The 16,581-nt window shown below is 52.3% G+C and carries 12 protein-coding genes; 7 read left to right on the top strand and 5 right to left on the bottom strand.

Annotated elements, in window-relative coordinates; translation table 11 throughout:
• Nucleotides 1-30 precede the first annotated feature (30 nt).
• Nucleotides 31-924 (bottom strand): lysophospholipid acyltransferase family protein, encoded by an 894-nt coding sequence (locus F7R27_RS13815; RefSeq protein ID WP_151704855.1) that lies wholly within the window; start codon nt 922-924, stop codon nt 31-33.
• A gap of 211 nt (nt 925-1,135) precedes the next feature.
• Between F7R27_RS13815 and glyQ the strand changes: the two genes are divergently transcribed.
• Complete coding sequence (glyQ, locus tag F7R27_RS13810) at nt 1,136-2,089, top strand: glycine--tRNA ligase subunit alpha (RefSeq protein ID WP_151704854.1); 954 nt, start codon at nt 1,136-1,138, stop codon at nt 2,087-2,089.
• Nucleotides 2,089-4,131 carry a glycine--tRNA ligase subunit beta gene (gene glyS, locus F7R27_RS13805; protein ID WP_151704853.1) on the top strand — a complete coding sequence of 681 codons (2,043 nt, stop codon included), beginning with the start codon at nt 2,089-2,091 and terminating at the stop codon, nt 4,129-4,131. Before glyQ ends, glyS begins: the two co-directional genes overlap by 1 nt.
• Before the next feature lie 571 nt (nt 4,132-4,702).
• On the opposite strand, the gene gyrB is transcribed toward glyS, so the two are convergent.
• Genes gyrB through dnaA form a run of 4 tightly spaced genes read right to left on the bottom strand, consistent with a single transcriptional unit; the run spans nt 4,703 to nt 11,078 of the window.
• A complete protein-coding gene (gene gyrB, locus F7R27_RS13800; protein WP_151704852.1) occupies nt 4,703-7,156 on the bottom strand; it encodes a DNA topoisomerase (ATP-hydrolyzing) subunit B in 2,454 nt (817 codons plus the stop codon).
• 9 nt (nt 7,157-7,165) lie between these two features.
• The gene (gene recF, locus F7R27_RS13795; RefSeq protein ID WP_151704851.1) at nt 7,166-8,263 is read right to left on the bottom strand and encodes a DNA replication/repair protein RecF; all 1,098 of its coding nucleotides are present in this window, start codon (nt 8,261-8,263) and stop codon (nt 7,166-7,168) included.
• Nucleotides 8,264-8,296: 33 nt separating this feature from the next.
• The gene (dnaN, locus tag F7R27_RS13790; protein WP_151704850.1) at nt 8,297-9,403 is read right to left on the bottom strand and encodes a DNA polymerase III subunit beta; all 1,107 of its coding nucleotides are present in this window, start codon (nt 9,401-9,403) and stop codon (nt 8,297-8,299) included.
• Between the two features lie 28 nt (nt 9,404-9,431).
• A complete protein-coding gene (dnaA, locus tag F7R27_RS13785) occupies nt 9,432-11,078 on the bottom strand; it encodes a chromosomal replication initiator protein DnaA (RefSeq protein WP_151704849.1) in 1,647 nt (548 codons plus the stop codon).
• 449 nt (nt 11,079-11,527) lie between these two features.
• Here dnaA and rpmH point away from each other — a divergent pair, with 449 nt between their 5' ends.
• The 5 genes from rpmH (at nt 11,528) to F7R27_RS13760 (ending at nt 16,567) form a co-directional block, all read left to right on the top strand.
• Nucleotides 11,528-11,662 (top strand): 50S ribosomal protein L34, encoded by a 135-nt coding sequence (rpmH, locus tag F7R27_RS13780; RefSeq protein WP_151704848.1) that lies wholly within the window; start codon nt 11,528-11,530, stop codon nt 11,660-11,662.
• Nucleotides 11,663-11,687: 25 nt separating this feature from the next.
• Complete coding sequence (rnpA, locus tag F7R27_RS13775; protein ID WP_151704847.1) at nt 11,688-12,059, top strand: ribonuclease P protein component; 372 nt, start codon at nt 11,688-11,690, stop codon at nt 12,057-12,059.
• A 17-nt stretch (nt 12,060-12,076) separates the two neighbouring features.
• Nucleotides 12,077-13,762 carry a membrane protein insertase YidC gene (yidC, locus tag F7R27_RS13770; RefSeq protein WP_151704846.1) on the top strand — a complete coding sequence of 562 codons (1,686 nt, stop codon included), beginning with the start codon at nt 12,077-12,079 and terminating at the stop codon, nt 13,760-13,762.
• A 130-nt stretch (nt 13,763-13,892) separates the two neighbouring features.
• A complete protein-coding gene (mnmE, locus tag F7R27_RS13765) occupies nt 13,893-15,260 on the top strand; it encodes a tRNA uridine-5-carboxymethylaminomethyl(34) synthesis GTPase MnmE (RefSeq protein ID WP_151704845.1) in 1,368 nt (455 codons plus the stop codon).
• A gap of 95 nt (nt 15,261-15,355) precedes the next feature.
• Complete coding sequence (locus F7R27_RS13760; protein ID WP_151704844.1) at nt 15,356-16,567, top strand: Calx-beta domain-containing protein; 1,212 nt, start codon at nt 15,356-15,358, stop codon at nt 16,565-16,567.
• Nucleotides 16,568-16,581 lie beyond the last annotated feature (14 nt).

The following is a 16,581-nucleotide window of genomic DNA, read 5'->3' as shown; positions in this document are numbered from 1 at the left end:
AGAAGACTCTCTATCAGTAATATCGGAGCTTCAATATATTGGAGGTTCGCCCTCAGGCCGGGTATAAAAGCGCTTGTACTCCCATTGGTACTGCTCGGGCGCCAGCGCCACACAACTCTCTATTGCCTGATTCATCTCTGTTGCAGCCAGTTCAACATCCCGACTGTGGATATTGCCACCCACCTCCGAGAAGTGTATCGAAAAGCCATCTCCATTTGACAAGCGCAGTGCAAAACCACACACCACCATCGCCCCGGATTGTGCTGCAAGCTGTGGCAGTAACTTCATGGTAAGGGCCTGCTTACCAAAGAAGGGAGCAAACACACCACCCTCAGGTTCCGGCTCTTGATCAGGCAAGATACCGACCACTTCGCCACGCTTCAGGGCCTTCAATAACGCACGCACACCCTTGAGATTGGCTGGCACCAGATTGGCCCCGAGTCGCTCCCTTTTGCGCCTGACCATCCGTTCAAGCAACTCAAGCCTTGGGGGTTTATACATTGCCGTAAGCGGGTAGTGTGCCGACAGATACAACCCCAGCACCTCCCAATTTCCCAGATGCGGTCCCAGCACGATAATACCTTTACCGCGTTCCAACCCCTTTTTCAGCAACCCTTCATTTTCGATATACTGAACTCGGGACAATGTTCGCCTGGCCGACCACATCAAGGCCATACCCATCTCTGCTCCTACAGCACCCGTTTCCACAAGGCTGGCTTCCACCAGACGCTCTCTGGCTGCCTCGGGCATCTCAGGAAAACAGGCTTCGATATTCTGACGTGTCGTGCGGCAAACCTTATGCTTATCACCACTCCGATAAAGATAACGCCCCAACTTGCGGCCGAGATTGCGTGCAGTATCAAGAGGAAGCAGTGACAACAAGCCTAGCAGCATGATAACCAGGAGCGCTTTGAACTTTTTCACTGGAAACTTACCATCCTTTGAAGAGGCTATATGAGGGTTCGCTATTATAACGCCATGTGCTGTTCAGGGTAATATGGTGACACATCCGTACCTTATCTCATTTATCCCGGCTTCTGTTATCAGGAGTTAGCCGCAACCCTGATCATTATCCTGCCTGATCATGTATAATCCAGCGTTTATTTTGAACATTTCAACAGCTATGGTGATTTAAGTGACTGACAAGGCATCTCCAGACGTTAGCACATTTCAGGGGCTGATCCTCGCATTACAACAGTACTGGGCTGAGCAGGGCTGCGTTCTGGTCCAACCGCTTGATCTTGAAGTAGGCGCCGGCACCTTTCATCCCGCTACTTTTCTGCGCGCTATAGGCCCTGAATACTGGCGTTCAGCCTATGTTCAACCCAGCAGACGGCCAACCGATGGCCGCTACGGCGAAAACCCCAACCGCCTGCAGCACTACTACCAGTTCCAGGTTGTGCTCAAGCCGTCGCCAGATAACCTGCAGGAGCTTTTCCTGGGTTCTCTTGCACATATTGGACTCGACCCGCTGATCCATGATATCCGCTTTGTTGAAGACAACTGGGAGTCACCGACACTCGGTGCCTGGGGTCTTGGCTGGGAGATATGGTTGAACGGCATGGAGGTGACTCAGTTTACCTACTTCCAGCAGGCAGGTGGACTTGAGTGCTACCCAGTCACTGGAGAGCTGACTTACGGCCTGGAGCGCATGGCAATGTATATCCAGAACGTCGACAGTGTCTATGACCTGGTATGGGCCAGACAACCCGACGGCAGCGTTGTCACCTATGGCGATGTTTACCATCAGAACGAAGTAGAGATGTCAGCCTACAATTTCGAGCATGCAGACATCCCCACGCTCTTCAGCAACTTTGATCACTACGAATCCGAGTGCAGCAAGCTGCTGGAAGCCTCCTTGCCACTGCCGGCCTATGAGATGGTGCTCAAGGCATCCCATACCTTCAACCTGCTGGATGCCCGCAAGGCAATCTCTGTGACCGAACGACAGCGCTATATTCTGCGCGTACGCACCCTCGCTCGCAATGTTGCTCACGCCTATTTCAATGCCCGCCGCAGCCTGGGCTTCCCCCTCGCACCCGAGGCACTGCGCAACGAAGTTCTCTCTGCTTCTGAAGAGGTCAAATAATGTCCAAACATGATTTTCTGGTAGAGCTTGGCACAGAAGAGCTACCACCAACCGCGCTGAAATCCCTTGCCGAATCTTTCCGTGATGGTATTGAACAGGGGCTTCAGAATGCCGGCCTAGGCTTTTCATCGATCAGATACTTTGCGTCTCCACGCCGCCTGGCCGTTTCCGTAACCGGCCTTGACTCTTGCCAGGCTGATCGCAGCTTCGAGAAGCGCGGTCCTGCACTGAAGGCACCTGAACAGGCGGTCGCTGGATTTGCCCGCTCCTGTGGTGTTGAGCTTTCTGACCTTGAGCAGATAGAAACAGACAAGGGCAGCTACTTCGTTTATCGCGGTACAGAACAGGGCAAGCAGACACCAGAACTGCTGCCGGAGATTGTCAGCCAGTCGCTGCACCAGCTGCCGATTCCCAAGCGCATGCGCTGGGGAGCGAGCCGAACTGAATTTGTTCGTCCTGCCCACTGGCTGGTCATGCTCTTCGGTGATGAGGTGGTTGATTGCTCCCTGCTGGGACTCAAAGCGGGTCGTAAAACACGTGGCCATCGCTACCACTACAACCATGACATTGAGTTAATCAGCCCAGGTGATTACGAGCTGCAGCTTCTGAATACCGGTAAGGTAATCGCAGATTTCAGCAAGCGCTGCGAGCGTATTCGCGAACTGATTCTTGCAGAGAGTGACAAACTTTCTGGCCAGGTAGAAATAGATGAGGAACTGCTCGAAGAAGTTGCCGCACTGAATGAGTGGCCTGTAGCGCTGACCGGACGTTTTGAGGAACGCTTCCTGGAAGTCCCACCTGAGGCCCTGATCTCATCCATGAAAGCCAACCAGAAGTACTTCCACCTGCTGGACAGCCAGGGCAAGCTTCTTCCTTACTTCATCACGGTTGCCAACATAGAATCACGAGATCCTGCACAGGTAATCAGCGGTAACGAAAAGGTCATTCGTCCACGCCTTGCCGATGCCGCCTTCTTTTATGAAAAGGATCGCAAGACCCCGCTCGCCAGTCGCATCGACAACCTCAAGAATATCATTTTCCAGAATGAGCTGGGCACCCTGTTTGACAAGTCCGAGCGTGTCGCTCGCCTCACAGTAGAAATTGCCAGACGCATTGATGGCAACCCCGAGTTTGCTGCGCGTGCTGCCAACCTGTCAAAGTGCGACCTTATGACAGACATGGTATTCGAGTTTACCGAACTTCAGGGGTTAATGGGTCTTTACTATGCCCGCCATGATGGAGAAGCTGAAGAAGTTGCTCAGGCATTGAATGAGCAATACATGCCACGCTATTCAGGTGACGAGCTACCTGTTACTGCCACCGGTAAAGCTCTGGCTATTGCAGACAGGCTTGACACCCTGGTTGGTCTTTTCGGCATCAATCAGCCACCAACCGGCTCGAAGGACCCCTTCGCATTGCGTCGTCAGTCATTGGGTATTCTGCGCATCATTATTGAGAGCAATCTCAACCTCGACCTGCAGGAGCTTACACAGATTGCCGCTAACAACTACGGCTCGCTTCCAGCGCAGAATGAAGTGGTTGTTCGTGTCGTTGATTTCATGCTGGATCGCTTCCGTGCCTGGTATGACGAGAAAGGCATATCCCCTGAAATCTACCTGGCGGTCCATGCTTTGCGCCCGACCAATCCTCTCGATTTTGACAAGCGTATCCGTGCAGTGTCTCAGTTCCAGTCACTGCCTCAGGCATCTGCTCTGGCTGCTGCCAATAAGCGTGTATCCAACATCCTGGCCAAACAAGTCTCTGGCGCAGGTAATGTCGATGCAGCACTATTGACTGAAGCTGCAGAGCAGGAGCTTGCTGCACTGGTTCTGTCACTGCAGAGCAAGCTGGCTCCTCTGTTTGAGGCTGGTGACTATGAACAGGCATTGACTCTTCTGGCTGAGCTGGAAACACCAGTCAACCAATTCTTTGATGATGTGATGGTCATGGCTGAGGATGAAGCCGTGCGTAACAACCGCATTGCTCTTCTTGGTAATCTGCGCCAGCTATTCCTGGGCACTGCGGACATCTCACTTCTCTAATCCATAGCCTGGACTGTCTAGTACCACTGACGCAGCTTCAGCAATCGACATTCCAACCCCGCTTCGGCGGGGTTTTTTATGTTCCACGTGGAACATCCTTCCTGACTTCTCTAATTCCATTTCTCAAGATAAGTTCCACACCAAACCACTGTCACAACGGATACACATACAACCTGACAACTCAGCCAGGTGTTAACTACTAATTGCCAAGACCTAACTGCAAGCCAACTAGCTAAGCTGACACCTGAGAACCTGATAACCTGAGAACCTGAGAACCTGAGAACCTGAGAACCTGAGAACACAGTGTGTGTTATACATTCACTAAGCTATATTTCGAGACTAGAAATCCAGTCTATAAATCAAAATATACGAGCAGAAAGGTAAGATGTTCCACGTGGAACATAACTTCAGTAGCATGGAGGGGATGTAAAAGTAGGATACAAATGCAGATGCAAGCAAAATAGCGCTATCAGCCAACACTGAAAACAGAAAACCAAAATCCTAACCGAGAGACAAAAAAAAGCGCGATACGTGCTAACGATATCGCGCTTTATGAGAGAGCTGTCAGATATCAGACATCGAGATTGGACACATTCAACGCATTCAACTCAATAAAGGCGCGACGCGGTTCGACATCATCCCCCATCAGCGTACTGAAGAGTTGATCGGCAGCAATGGCGTCATCAATAGTCACCTGAAGCATGCGGCGCGCATCAGGGTCCATCGTAGTTTCCCACAACTGATCCGGGTTCATCTCACCCAGCCCTTTGTAGCGCTGAACAGTATTACCCCGACGTGACTGATCCAGCAACCAGGCGATCCCTTCACCAAGGTTCGTCAGCATGAATTTGCGCTCACCCCGCTGCAGATAGGCACCGTCATCAAACAGTGACTGCAACTCTTCGCCAAGCAGCGAGATCGCCGCATAGTCTTTAGAGCGAATAAACTCCTGATCGAAGGTATAGAAGGTATCGATCCCATGCTGGGTGAATTTGATCTGCGGCAGATACTGACTATGCTCGCGGTCTTCGATCAGCAGACACTCATACCAGGCAGAGTTGGACGCAACATTCAGCGCCAGATACTCAGACAACTGGGTCGTCCAGGCTTGCACTGTTTCGCGTGATTTCAGATCAGTCAGGCTCAGCTGCGGCAAATGGAACAGCTGGTAAAGGACTGATGCAGGATAGACACGACTGATACGCTGTATCAGAGCCTGAGCATGTCTGTAGCGCCCGATAAGGCCCTCCAGAGCCTCTCCCGAAATCGCGGGAGCATCTGGGCCAGGATAAAGACTTGTGCCGTCCAGCGCACCCTGTAACAGGTACTGTTCCAGTGCATCCTCATCCTTCAGATACTGCTCCTGCTTACCCTTCTTGACCTTGTACAGAGGCGGCTGAGCAATGTAGATATAACCACGCTCAATCAATACCGGCATCTGGCGGAAGAAGAAGGTCAACAGCAGCGTACGAATATGCGAACCGTCGACGTCAGCATCCGTCATGATGATGATGCGATGATAACGCAGCTTATCCGGATTAAACTCATCACGGCCGATACCACAGCCCAGAGCGGTAATCAGGGTGCCAACTTCAACCGAGGTCAGCATCTTGTCAAAGCGCGCCTTCTCGACGTTAAGGATTTTACCCTTCAACGGCAGTATTGCCTGAGTTCTGCGATCACGCCCCTGCTTGGCAGAGCCACCCGCAGAATCACCCTCGACGAGGTAGAGTTCAGACAGCGCAGGGTCCTTCTCCTGGCAATCAGCAAGTTTACCCGGCAAACCAGCAACGTCCAGCACACCTTTACGGCGCGTCATTTCGCGCGCCTTACGCGCTGCTTCTCGTGCACGTGCTGCATCAATCATCTTGGACACTATCGCTTTGGCATCCTGAGGACGCTCAAGCAGATAGTCCAGCAGATGCTGGGCCATAAGCTGTTCAACCGCAGTTTTTACTTCGGATGATACGAGCTTATCCTTGGTCTGAGACGAGAACTTGGGATCAGGTACCTTGACGGAAATGATCGCATTCAAGCCTTCACGACTGTCATCACCGGTGGTGGCAACCTTGCCATTCTTGTTCAACTGCTCGTTATCGATATAGTTATTCAGGCAGCGCGTGAGGGCAGAACGGAACCCTGACAGATGGGTACCGCCATCACGCTGTGGAATGTTATTGGTAAAGCAGTGGATGCTTTCCTGATAACCATCATTCCACTGCATCGCCACCTCTACGGTGACTTCATTCTCATGCGTTGCCGTAAAGTGAAAAATCGAGTTGATGGTGGTCTTCTTCTGATTCACATACTCAACAAATGATGCCAGACCGCCCTCATACTCAAACACCTCTTCACGGCCGCTGCGCTCATCTTTAAGACGAATACGCACACCGGAGTTGAGGAAGGAGAGCTCACGCAGACGCTTGGCCAGAATATCGTACTGGAAAGAGATATTGGAAAAAGTCTCTTCAGAGGCTTTAAAGCGAACAATGGTGCCTGTGGACTGAGTCTCACCCACTACCGTCAGCGGTGTCTGAGGCACACCATGACGATACACCTGCTCATGCACCTTGCCTTCACGGCGAATGGTCAGATACAGCTCAGCAGACAGCGCATTTACAACCGATACACCGACACCGTGCAAGCCGCCAGAAACCTTGTAGGAGTTGTCATCGAATTTACCACCGGCATGCAGTACCGTCATGATAACTTCGGCAGCAGAAACACCCTCTTCCTTATGTATATCGGTGGGAATACCACGACCGTTATCAGATACGGTAACGCTCTCATCAGGATGGATAATGACGCCAACCTCACTGCAGTAGCCGGCCAGCGCCTCATCCACGCAGTTATCGACCAGCTCGAACACCATATGGTGCAAACCACTGCCGTCATCAGTATCGCCGATATACATACCGGGACGCTTGCGAACAGCGTCCAGGCCCTTGAGGACCTTGATATTGGTTGAATCATAAACCGGAACTTCACCAACCGGGGTTTCACTAACCGGAGTTTCACCACTCATTTTTTTCTCCTAGCGCATCCTGTGCGATAACGTACCTGATTCGATCTGAAACAGCGCCAGATCTGTATCCGGAGCCCAGCATGTAATTAAGGTGTCTGGATCGACACAAGTGATAAAGCACTGATCGCTGCTCTCCTCAAGAAAGCGACAGAAAAGCCTGCAATGCTTTTCATCAAGTTCTGACGGAAGATCATCGATCAGATAGATACAGGGACGACTGGTCAGACGATGAAACAGCGCTCCCTGAGCCAGTTTCAAAGCGCTGACAACCAGTTTTTTCTGTCCGCGAGACAGAAGGTCTGCTGCATTCTGCCCCTCAACCCTGAAGCGGATATCCGCACGCTGCGGTCCACTCTGGGTAAAGCCAAGTCGACTGTCGCGCTCCAGGCTTTCAATCAGGACCTGCTCAAGTGAGCGCTTGCTGTCCCAGCCTGAAGAGAAGTGCAGCGACACAACATAGCCCTCAAGCAGGCCGGACAGGATGCGTTCAAACTCAGGAATCAGCTGCTCAAGATAGTCGCTTCGCAGCTGCGTCAGCAGCTCACCCGACTGTACGAACTCCTGATTCCATACCTGTATCTGTTCAGGGTCGATTTTACCACATTTCAGCAGGGAATTTCTCTGTTTGAGCGCACGCCTAAAGCGACGCCAAAGGCCGATAAACTGGCGCTCACCATGAAAGCAGCCCCAGTCGACAAACTGACGGCGGATAGATGGACTGCCATCAAGCAGTTGAAAAGTATCGGCATGTATCACCTGCAACGGCAATAACTGAGCCAGCTCAGCGGAATCGAGATCCTTTCCGTCGAAACGGGCCTTTACAGCCCCTTCAAGCGACCTTTCCACACCCAGCGGGAAAAGCTGCTCGTGATCAACAAAAGGCGCCAGACGGGCAAATACGAGGGCAGAGTCGCACCCATGTGTCAGCAGGTGGCGAAACTGCAGTGTCCTGAAGGAACGGGTCACCCCAAGAAAATGGATCGCCTCGAGAATACTGGTCTTGCCACTGCCGTTCGCACCATGAATGATGTTGATGCGCGGCGAGGGCTCAAAACTGACACTCTCGAGGTTACGGATACGAGCAATCTGAAGTGTGCGTATAGACATCAAAGATCGGTGAGGAGCAATGCTCCCCACCCCTTACATACGCATTGGCATGACGACGTAGAGAGCGTCTTCTTCATCGAACCCCTGCACCAGCGCACTGCTGTTGGAGTCGGAGAGCACGAAACGCACAACATCGGAATTGAGAATAGAGAGCACATCAAGCAGGTAGTTGACATTAAAGCCGATCTCCAGCGATTCGCCTTCGTAATCGACTGCAACCGTCTCTTCCGCTTCCTCCTGCTCAGGGTTGTTCGCCATCACTTGCAGCATACCGTTACCCAGTGTCAGACGAACACCGCGATATTTCTCGTTGGACAGGATCGCGATACGGCTGAACACCTGACGCAACTCCTGGCGATCACCCAGCATCACCTTCTCACCATTACGCGGAATAACACGACGGTAATCGGGGAATTTGCCATCCACCAGCTTGGAGGTAAAGGTAAAGTCGCCAACATTGGCACGGATATGACTGGCACCTATCACCAACTCAACCGGATTATCACCGCCCTGCAGCAAACGAGCCAGCTCCAGAATACCCTTGCGCGGCACGATGATCTGATGATCAGAACCAGGCAGCACCTCAACCGGAGCCTTACAGGTCGCCAGGCGATGGCCATCGGTGGAAACCGCACGCAGCTCCTGCTCCTTGACCTCCAGCAGCATGCCGTTCAAATAATAACGAACATCCTGCTGAGCCATGGAGAAGCCTGTTTTCTCGATCAGATGGCGCAGCGACGACTGCGGCAAGCTCAGCGTCAGGGCTTCGGGGCTGTCCTCTACATTCGGGAAGTCGGATGCCGGCAGCGTGGTCAGCGAGAACTTGCTTCGGCCAGACTTGATCTGTGCCTTGCCCTGCTCACCGGCAGAGATCTCGATCATCGCATCATCCGACAAGGATTTGCAGATATCCATCAGCTTGCGCGCAGGCACAGTGATTGAGCCGGTTTCAGGCGCCTCAAGCAACTGAACATGAGCGACCAACTCGACCTCAAGATCGGTACCGGTCATGGAGAGCCGACCCTCCTCAACCACCAGCAGTATGTTGGATAGCACCGGCAAAGTCTGACGGCGCTCTACAACACCCGCCACCAGCAAGAGTGGTTTAATCAGGGCTTCACGGGAAATAACGAATCTCATGGCTGTCTACCTTAGTCAGGATCCGGTGCTACGCAGTCAAATGACGCAGCAGGTTTTTGTAATCTTCATGAATATCGGCATCAGTGTCACGAAGCTCTTTAATCTTACGGCAGGCGTGCAGCACTGTCGTGTGGTCACGCCCACCGAACGCACTGCCGACCTCCGGCAAACTGTGATTAGTCAACTCTTTGGATAAACACATGGCAACCTGTCTTGGTCTGGCGACTGAGCGACTGCGGCGCTTGGAGTGCAGATCCGCAATCTTGATTTTGTAGTAATCCGCAACCACACGCTGAATATTATCAATACTAACCTGTTTATCCTGTAAAGCCAGCAGGTCTTTCAGCGACTCCTTGATAAAAGGGGTCGTGATGGCGCTTCCGGTGAAGTGCGCATTGGCAATGACTCGCTTCAGGGCACCTTCAAGCTCACGGACGTTGGAACGTATCTTCTGAGCCAGGAAGAAGGCAGCATCATCCGGCAATATCACCCGCGCCTCTTCGGCCTTTTTCATCAGAATCGCCACACGGGTCTCCAGCTCTGGCGGCTCAATGGCCACCGTAAGCCCCCAACCAAAACGAGACTTGAGGCGCTCCTCAACCCCTGAGATCTCCTTGGGATAGCGATCACTGGTCAGAATCATCTGCTGACCACCCTCAAGAAGCGCATTAAAGGTATGGAAAAACTCCTCCTGCGAGCGCTCCTTACCGGCAAAAAACTGAATATCATCAATCAACAGCGCATCCACGGAGCGGTAATAGCGCTTGAAGTCATTGATCGCATTGAGCTGCAGCGCTTTAACCATATCAGCCACAAAGCGCTCGGAGTGCAGATACACGATACGCGCATTGGGATTATGCTTGAGCATCTGTGCACCGACCGCATGCATCAGATGCGTTTTACCCAAGCCTACACCGCCATAGATAAAGAGCGGGTTATAGCCACCGCCCGGATTATCGCCGACCTGCTGCGCCGCAGCCAGCGCGAGCTGGTTCGACTTACCCTGTACAAAGGATTGAAAAGTAAAGGCCGGATTAAGGTTCGACTGGTGTTTAAGACTGCCCTCAACATTCACTTTACGGGGACGCTGACGCTGCTCATCTACCGGCTGCGGCATTTCAAACTCGAGTTGAGGCTCTGGAGATACGGCATCAACACCGGGAGATGAATACCCGCCACCATGAACCGACCCATTATGCTGAGACGGCTGATGAACATTAAAATCATTCACTGGCTGAACAGGGTTTTGTTCAGGAGACAGCATCACTGACTGATTGCCCGGGTGCTGAGGGTACAAACCCTGTGGAACAGGCTCTCGATCAGGCGCCATCATGGACGCGGCGGTGTTCATCATGGTGGCAGGAGCAGGCGCTGGCGGAACCTGAGTGGCAAAACGCTCCTGATGGAGCCCTGCCCGCAAAGGTGCAGCCGGGGCTTGCACTTCGAGCCTGACATCCGCACTGACACTGCCCACCACATCGCTGAAAACCTGACGGATACGGGCCAGATACTTGTCATTAACCCAATCTTTGACAAAACGATTGGGTGCGAACAGAACCAGCAACTCAGTGTGAATTTCGGCAAGACGCAGCGGGCGAATCCAGGTATTGAACTGTTGAGCAGGAAACTCCTCCCGTAGACTGGAAAGGCAACGCTCCCATAACTCTTCAGACATCCTGTAACCCCCTGTGCACGGCTGAAAAAGGTGCAGCCGAATCAAAGCAAAATAAACTGTTGGCTATTCTATAACGTCAGGAGCAAGTTATCCACAAAGTGAAGTGGTTTTTTGCCACCTTTGATCGAATAAATAGACAATGATATTTAACAACAAACGCTTAAACCCAAAGCAGCTAAAAAAGACCACAGCTTATATACAACAAAAGCAAACCACAGGAGCATGATTTAAAGAAATTATAGAGAGTTATACACAGGAAGGCACATCAACCCCTGTTGATATGTAGAGCAGCCAGACCCTCTACCTCACACTGTGCCTGCATAATAATTGGCAATATCGCGCTGAAACCATTTGCATCGAACGCGCTTGTCTCCTATAATTTCGCGTCTGATTTTTATCGTGGATTTACTAACCACATTCACGGACTAAACGCAAAGCAGGACGGGGCAATGAAAAGAACTTTCCAACCAAGCGTATTAAAACGCGCTCGTACACACGGTTTCCGTGCTCGCATGGCAACCAAAAACGGCCGCCAGGTCCTTAACCGTCGTCGTGCCAAAGGCCGTCACGAGCTGGCTGTATAATACAGCTCTAAGGTTAATCGACTGAATGGCCGATTTCGGATACCCCCGCCAGTTAAGACTCTTGACTGGCGGGGACTTCAAACGAGTATTCGACGGAGCCGTTTTCAAGGTCTCTGAACAGCCCCTGTTGATACTGGCCTCACCCAATGACCTCGACCATCCCCGGATAGGTTTCGTCATATCCAAAAAAAATATCCGTCGGGCTGTCAAACGTAACCGCGTTCGGCGTATCATTCGCGAGTCTTTTCGCCTCAATCAGCATAATCTACCCAATATTGATATGGTGATCCTTGCACGAAAGGATCTGGACAAGCTTGATAATGTTGCACTTTTTCAACTGATGAATCGCAACTGGTCCCGATTGAGTAAGAAAGCGTCGAAAATCCAATCAAATTAACTAATGGTTCTATCGCGATGGATGTACAGCGAGTCATATTAATTTCAGCCCTGGCCCTGATCACCTACCTGATCGTTCTGCAGTGGAATAATGACTATAACCAGCCGCCGCAGATTCAGACAGAGCAGGCCACCATCTCTGCATACAGTGGTTCTCCTCAATCCGAAATTCCGCAGATCGACAGCACACAAGCCAGTGGCGATGTTCCCACCTCTGTATCTGAAACAGCTGTGCCGACTCCAGCTGCCCAGACAGAGCAGACACAGTTCATCAACATCAGAACAGATGTACTGGATCTGACTGTAGACGCCCGCGGTGGTGACATCATCCGCGCAGCCCTGCTGAAGCACAAGGCACAGATCGACTCGGATTCACCATTTGTACTCCTGGAACAGACCACCAGCCGTGTCTATGTCGCACAGAGTGGTCTGGTTGGCCGTGATGGCCCTGATGCCAACCCGGAAGGTCGCCCGCTCTTCTCAAGCCAGCAGAGCAGCTATGAGATGGGAGACCAGGACAGGCTGGTTGTTGACCTGACCTACGTAGACGACAAGGGCATTGAGTTCATCAAGCGCTTCTCCTTTACGCGTGGCAGCTACAATATCGAGATGGACTATCTGGTCAACAACCAGAGCGATGCCCCCTTCCAGGGTATCCTCTTCGGCCAGCTGAAGCGTGACAACACCTCAGATCCGACCTCATCCTCCGCACTTGCAATGTCCTCCTATCTGGGAGCTGTCTTCTCAACAGCCGACAGCAAGTACCAGAAGGTCACCTTCAAGGACATGGATAAAGGTGCCTTCCGCGAAGTCAGCCCTGATGGCTGGGTTGCCATGCTGCAGCACTACTTCCTGAGTGCCTGGATACCCTCACCGGGTGCGGATTACACCTACCTGACACGTAAGGTCAATAATCAGTATATCGCCGGCTTCCTGTCACCTTCATTTGAGGTGATGCCGGGGCAATCAACCGAAGTAAGCGCCAACTTATTTGTTGGTCCGAAAGATCAGGAACAGCTTGAAGCCACAGCACAGCATCTTAAACTGACTGTGGACTACGGATGGCTCTGGTGGATCGCCTATCCACTCTACTGGCTGCTGACCTTCATTCAGGGCATAGTCGGTAACTGGGGTCTGGCTATCATCGGCATCACCGTTGTGGTCAAGCTCGCGCTGTTCCATCTGAATGCCAAAGCCTTCCGCTCCATGGCCAAAATGCGCAAATTCGGCCCCGAGATGATGCGCATGAAAGAACTCTATGGTGATGATCGCCAGAAGATGTCACAGGAGATGATGAAGCTCTACCAGCGCGAGAAGATCAACCCACTGGGGGGCTGTCTGCCGATTCTGGCTCAGATGCCGGTCTTCATTGCACTCTACTGGGTATTGATGGAGTCGGTCGAGCTACGCCACGCACCCTTCTTCGGCTATATCCAGGATCTATCGGTGATGGACCCCTACTTCATCCTGCCGATTCTGATGGGTATCACCATGTTCCTGCAGCAGAAGCTGAACCCGACACCACCGGACCCGATGCAGGCCAAGATCATGAAGATGCTGCCGATCATCTTCACCTTCTTCTTCCTCTGGTTCCCGGCAGGTCTGGTTCTGTACTGGCTGGTCAACAACGTACTGTCGATCGCACAGCAGTATGTGATCACCAAACAGATCGAAAAAGAAGACACCAAACCAGCCAAGGCCTGATCGGTGCCAGGCTAAACAGAAAAGGGCTCCTTCGGGAGCCCTTTTCAATTACGGGCCCAAGCACTTATGCTAAAGCCACTGTACCTGGCCCCTAAGGCTTAGCAGATACCGTCTATCGAGCGAGATTCAGATGACACTCTATCAACAGGATACCATTGCCGCTCAGGCCACACCTCCCGGACGCGGTGGCGTCGGCATCGTACGCGTCTCAGGGCCGCTGTCTGAAACGATAGCGCACCAGGTGCTCAAGCAGCTACCCCGGCCACGCTTTGCTCACTACGGGCCTTTCCATGGCGCTGAATCCGATATCATCGATGAAGGCATTGCCATCTACTTCCCGGGTCCCAACTCCTTCACCGGCGAAGATGTACTCGAACTACAGGCCCACGGTGGCCCGGTGATCATCGATTTCCTCCTCAAACGAGTCATGGAGCTGGGTGCCCGTGCAGCACGCCCCGGAGAGTTCTCGGAGCGCGCCTTCCTGAATGACAAGCTGGACCTGACTCAGGCCGAAGCGATAGCCGACCTGATCGACAGCACCTCGGAGCAGGCAGCACGCTGCGCCATGCGCTCACTGCAAGGGGAGTTTTCGCGCCGCATACATGCACTGACAGAACAACTCATCCAGCTTCGCATCTATGTCGAAGCGGCAATTGACTTTCCGGAAGAAGAGATCGATTTCCTTACTGATGGAAAGGTCTTAGGTGACCTGAAGCAAGTACTCACTGACTTGAAAAAAGTACAAGCTGAAGCACGACAAGGCAGCATTATTCGTGAAGGAATGAGCGTGGTCATCGCCGGAAAACCCAATGCCGGGAAATCCAGCCTGCTCAATGCGCTGGCCGGGCGCGAAACAGCCATCGTCACGGATATTGCCGGCACCACGCGTGATGTGCTGCGTGAGCATATCCATATCGACGGCATGCCTCTGCATATCATTGATACTGCAGGACTTCGTGATGCCCCGGATGCAGTCGAAAAGATCGGGATAGACCGAGCCTGGCAGGAGATTCACAAGGCTGACAGAATCCTGCTGGTAGTCGACAGCAGCGAAAACCCGGCAGAAGACCCTGCCATACTCTGGCCTGAGTTTGTTGAACGACTGGGGCACCCCAACAACATCACCGTGATCAGAAACAAGATCGATCTGCAGCAGGAATCACCCTCAATCATAGATAGAAGTGAATACTCACTTCTATCTATCTCAGCGAAGAATTCCGATGGAATTGAGCTGCTCAGAGAGCACCTGAAGCGCTGTATCGGTTTCAACACCACCACCGAGGGTGGCTTTATGGCGCGCAGGCGTCATCTGGATGCACTGGAGAGAGCGTATCAGCAACTGATAACGGGGCTGGAGCAACTACAGGGCGCAGGGGCTGGTGAGTTGCTGGCAGAGGATCTGCGTCAGGCTCAGCAGAGCCTGAGCGAGATCACCGGCGAATTCACCTCTGATGATCTGCTGGGCAGGATATTCAGTTCGTTCTGTATCGGGAAATAGACACGGGCAGAATCTGCACCCCGTACCACAACTGGATAAACAACACCTGCAGATATACACTTTGATATTACCAACAAGCCAAGAAATCTGACGCCATGGTTGCAACTGTAGAGCATTACACCAATCCACGTTACCAAACACAGCCAGGTGAAGGCTTTGATGGGGTTGTACGGGTCAGTAATGGTAGTTTTTATGGCACAGGAACCCTGCTGTTCGACGGCAGGGCTATTTTAACAGCTGCCCATATCTTTCGTGATGATGCCCCCTCATCCATCACCGTTCATTTTGATACAATTGCCGGTAAGCAATCCAGATCGGCAAACCATCTGCTGCTTCACCCAGAGTATGACGCAGCCAATGGCAACCATGACCTTGCACTGGTCTGGCTGACCAATCCAGCACCAAAGGAAGCACAGCGTCATGAGATCTACAGAGACGATGATGAAATAGGACAGGTATTCAACTTCAGCGGCTATGGTATTCCCGGCACTGGCAACAATGGCGAAGACTCTGGCTATTCAGGTCCACTGTTAAGGCTGCAGGCTTTTAACCGCTTTGATGCCGATGCCAGCGCACTGAAAGTCAAATTCGGCAGCGGCATGGGCTGGACGCCCTTCCCCGGTAGTCAACTGATTGCAGATTTTGATAATGGCCAGCTTGCCCAGGATGCGCTGGGACGATTACTGAACATCAACGACACAGGGCTGGGGCTAGACGAAGGCATGATCACACGTGGCGACAGCGGTGGCCCTGCCTTTATCAACAACCAGGTGGCCGGCATTGCCAGCTATATATCGAGCTTATCAACAAGCACTGTTCGACCCGATATCGATAACATCCTGAACAGCAGCTTCGGTGAAGTGGGTTTCTGGCAGCGAGCCAGCTTTTACCAGCAATGGGTGGATCAGAGCCTGCGTGAAAAATATCCGGACGCACCCACATCACCCGACGAAGTCGAAACCTCGATTCTGGAAGGCGACAGCGGCGACATCACCTATACTTACTTCCTGCTCCAGTTTACCGGTATGCGCGAGCACCCCCAGCAATGGCTCAGCGTTGACTACTCCACACGCGATGGAACGGCAACAGCGGGTGAGGATTATGTCGCGGTCAGTGGCACATTAATCCTGTACCCAGGTGAAAATCAGGCCGTTATCGTGGTAGAGATCCTTGGGGATGATATTCCTGAACCGGACGAAACCTTCTATCTTGATATCTTCAATCCGGTCGGAGGAAGCTTTGGCGATGGGGTGGAGATGCTATCAGCCATGAGAACCATCATTGATGATGATGGCTTCTTTCTATAGATCGGTTCTCATAA

The sequence above is a fragment of the Nitrincola alkalilacustris genome (genome assembly GCF_008973755.1).
Taxonomy (GTDB): Bacteria; Pseudomonadota; Gammaproteobacteria; order Pseudomonadales; family Balneatricaceae; genus Nitrincola; species Nitrincola alkalilacustris.
Note: the sequence above shows the minus strand (reverse complement) of the source record. Positions and strands in the feature narration are given on the sequence as shown.

Bases quoted from the DNA above. Each gene is read 5' to 3' on its own strand.
- glyS (WP_151704853.1), top strand. From the start codon at position 2,089: ATGTCCAAACATGATTTTCTGGTAGAGCTTGGCACAGAAGAGCTACCA.
- gyrB (WP_151704852.1), bottom strand. From the start codon at position 7,156: ATGAGTGGTGAAACTCCGGTTAGTGAAACCCCGGTTGGTGAAGTTCCG.
- recF (WP_151704851.1), bottom strand. From the start codon at position 8,263: ATGTCTATACGCACACTTCAGATTGCTCGTATCCGTAACCTCGAGAGT.
- dnaN (WP_151704850.1), bottom strand. From the start codon at position 9,403: ATGAGATTCGTTATTTCCCGTGAAGCCCTGATTAAACCACTCTTGCTG.
- dnaA (WP_151704849.1), bottom strand. From the start codon at position 11,078: ATGTCTGAAGAGTTATGGGAGCGTTGCCTTTCCAGTCTACGGGAGGAG.
- rpmH (WP_151704848.1), top strand. From the start codon at position 11,528: ATGAAAAGAACTTTCCAACCAAGCGTATTAAAACGCGCTCGTACACAC.
- rnpA (WP_151704847.1), top strand. From the start codon at position 11,688: ATGGCCGATTTCGGATACCCCCGCCAGTTAAGACTCTTGACTGGCGGG.
- yidC (WP_151704846.1), top strand. From the start codon at position 12,077: ATGGATGTACAGCGAGTCATATTAATTTCAGCCCTGGCCCTGATCACC.
- mnmE (WP_151704845.1), top strand. From the start codon at position 13,893: ATGACACTCTATCAACAGGATACCATTGCCGCTCAGGCCACACCTCCC.
- F7R27_RS13760 (WP_151704844.1), top strand. From the start codon at position 15,356: ATGGTTGCAACTGTAGAGCATTACACCAATCCACGTTACCAAACACAG.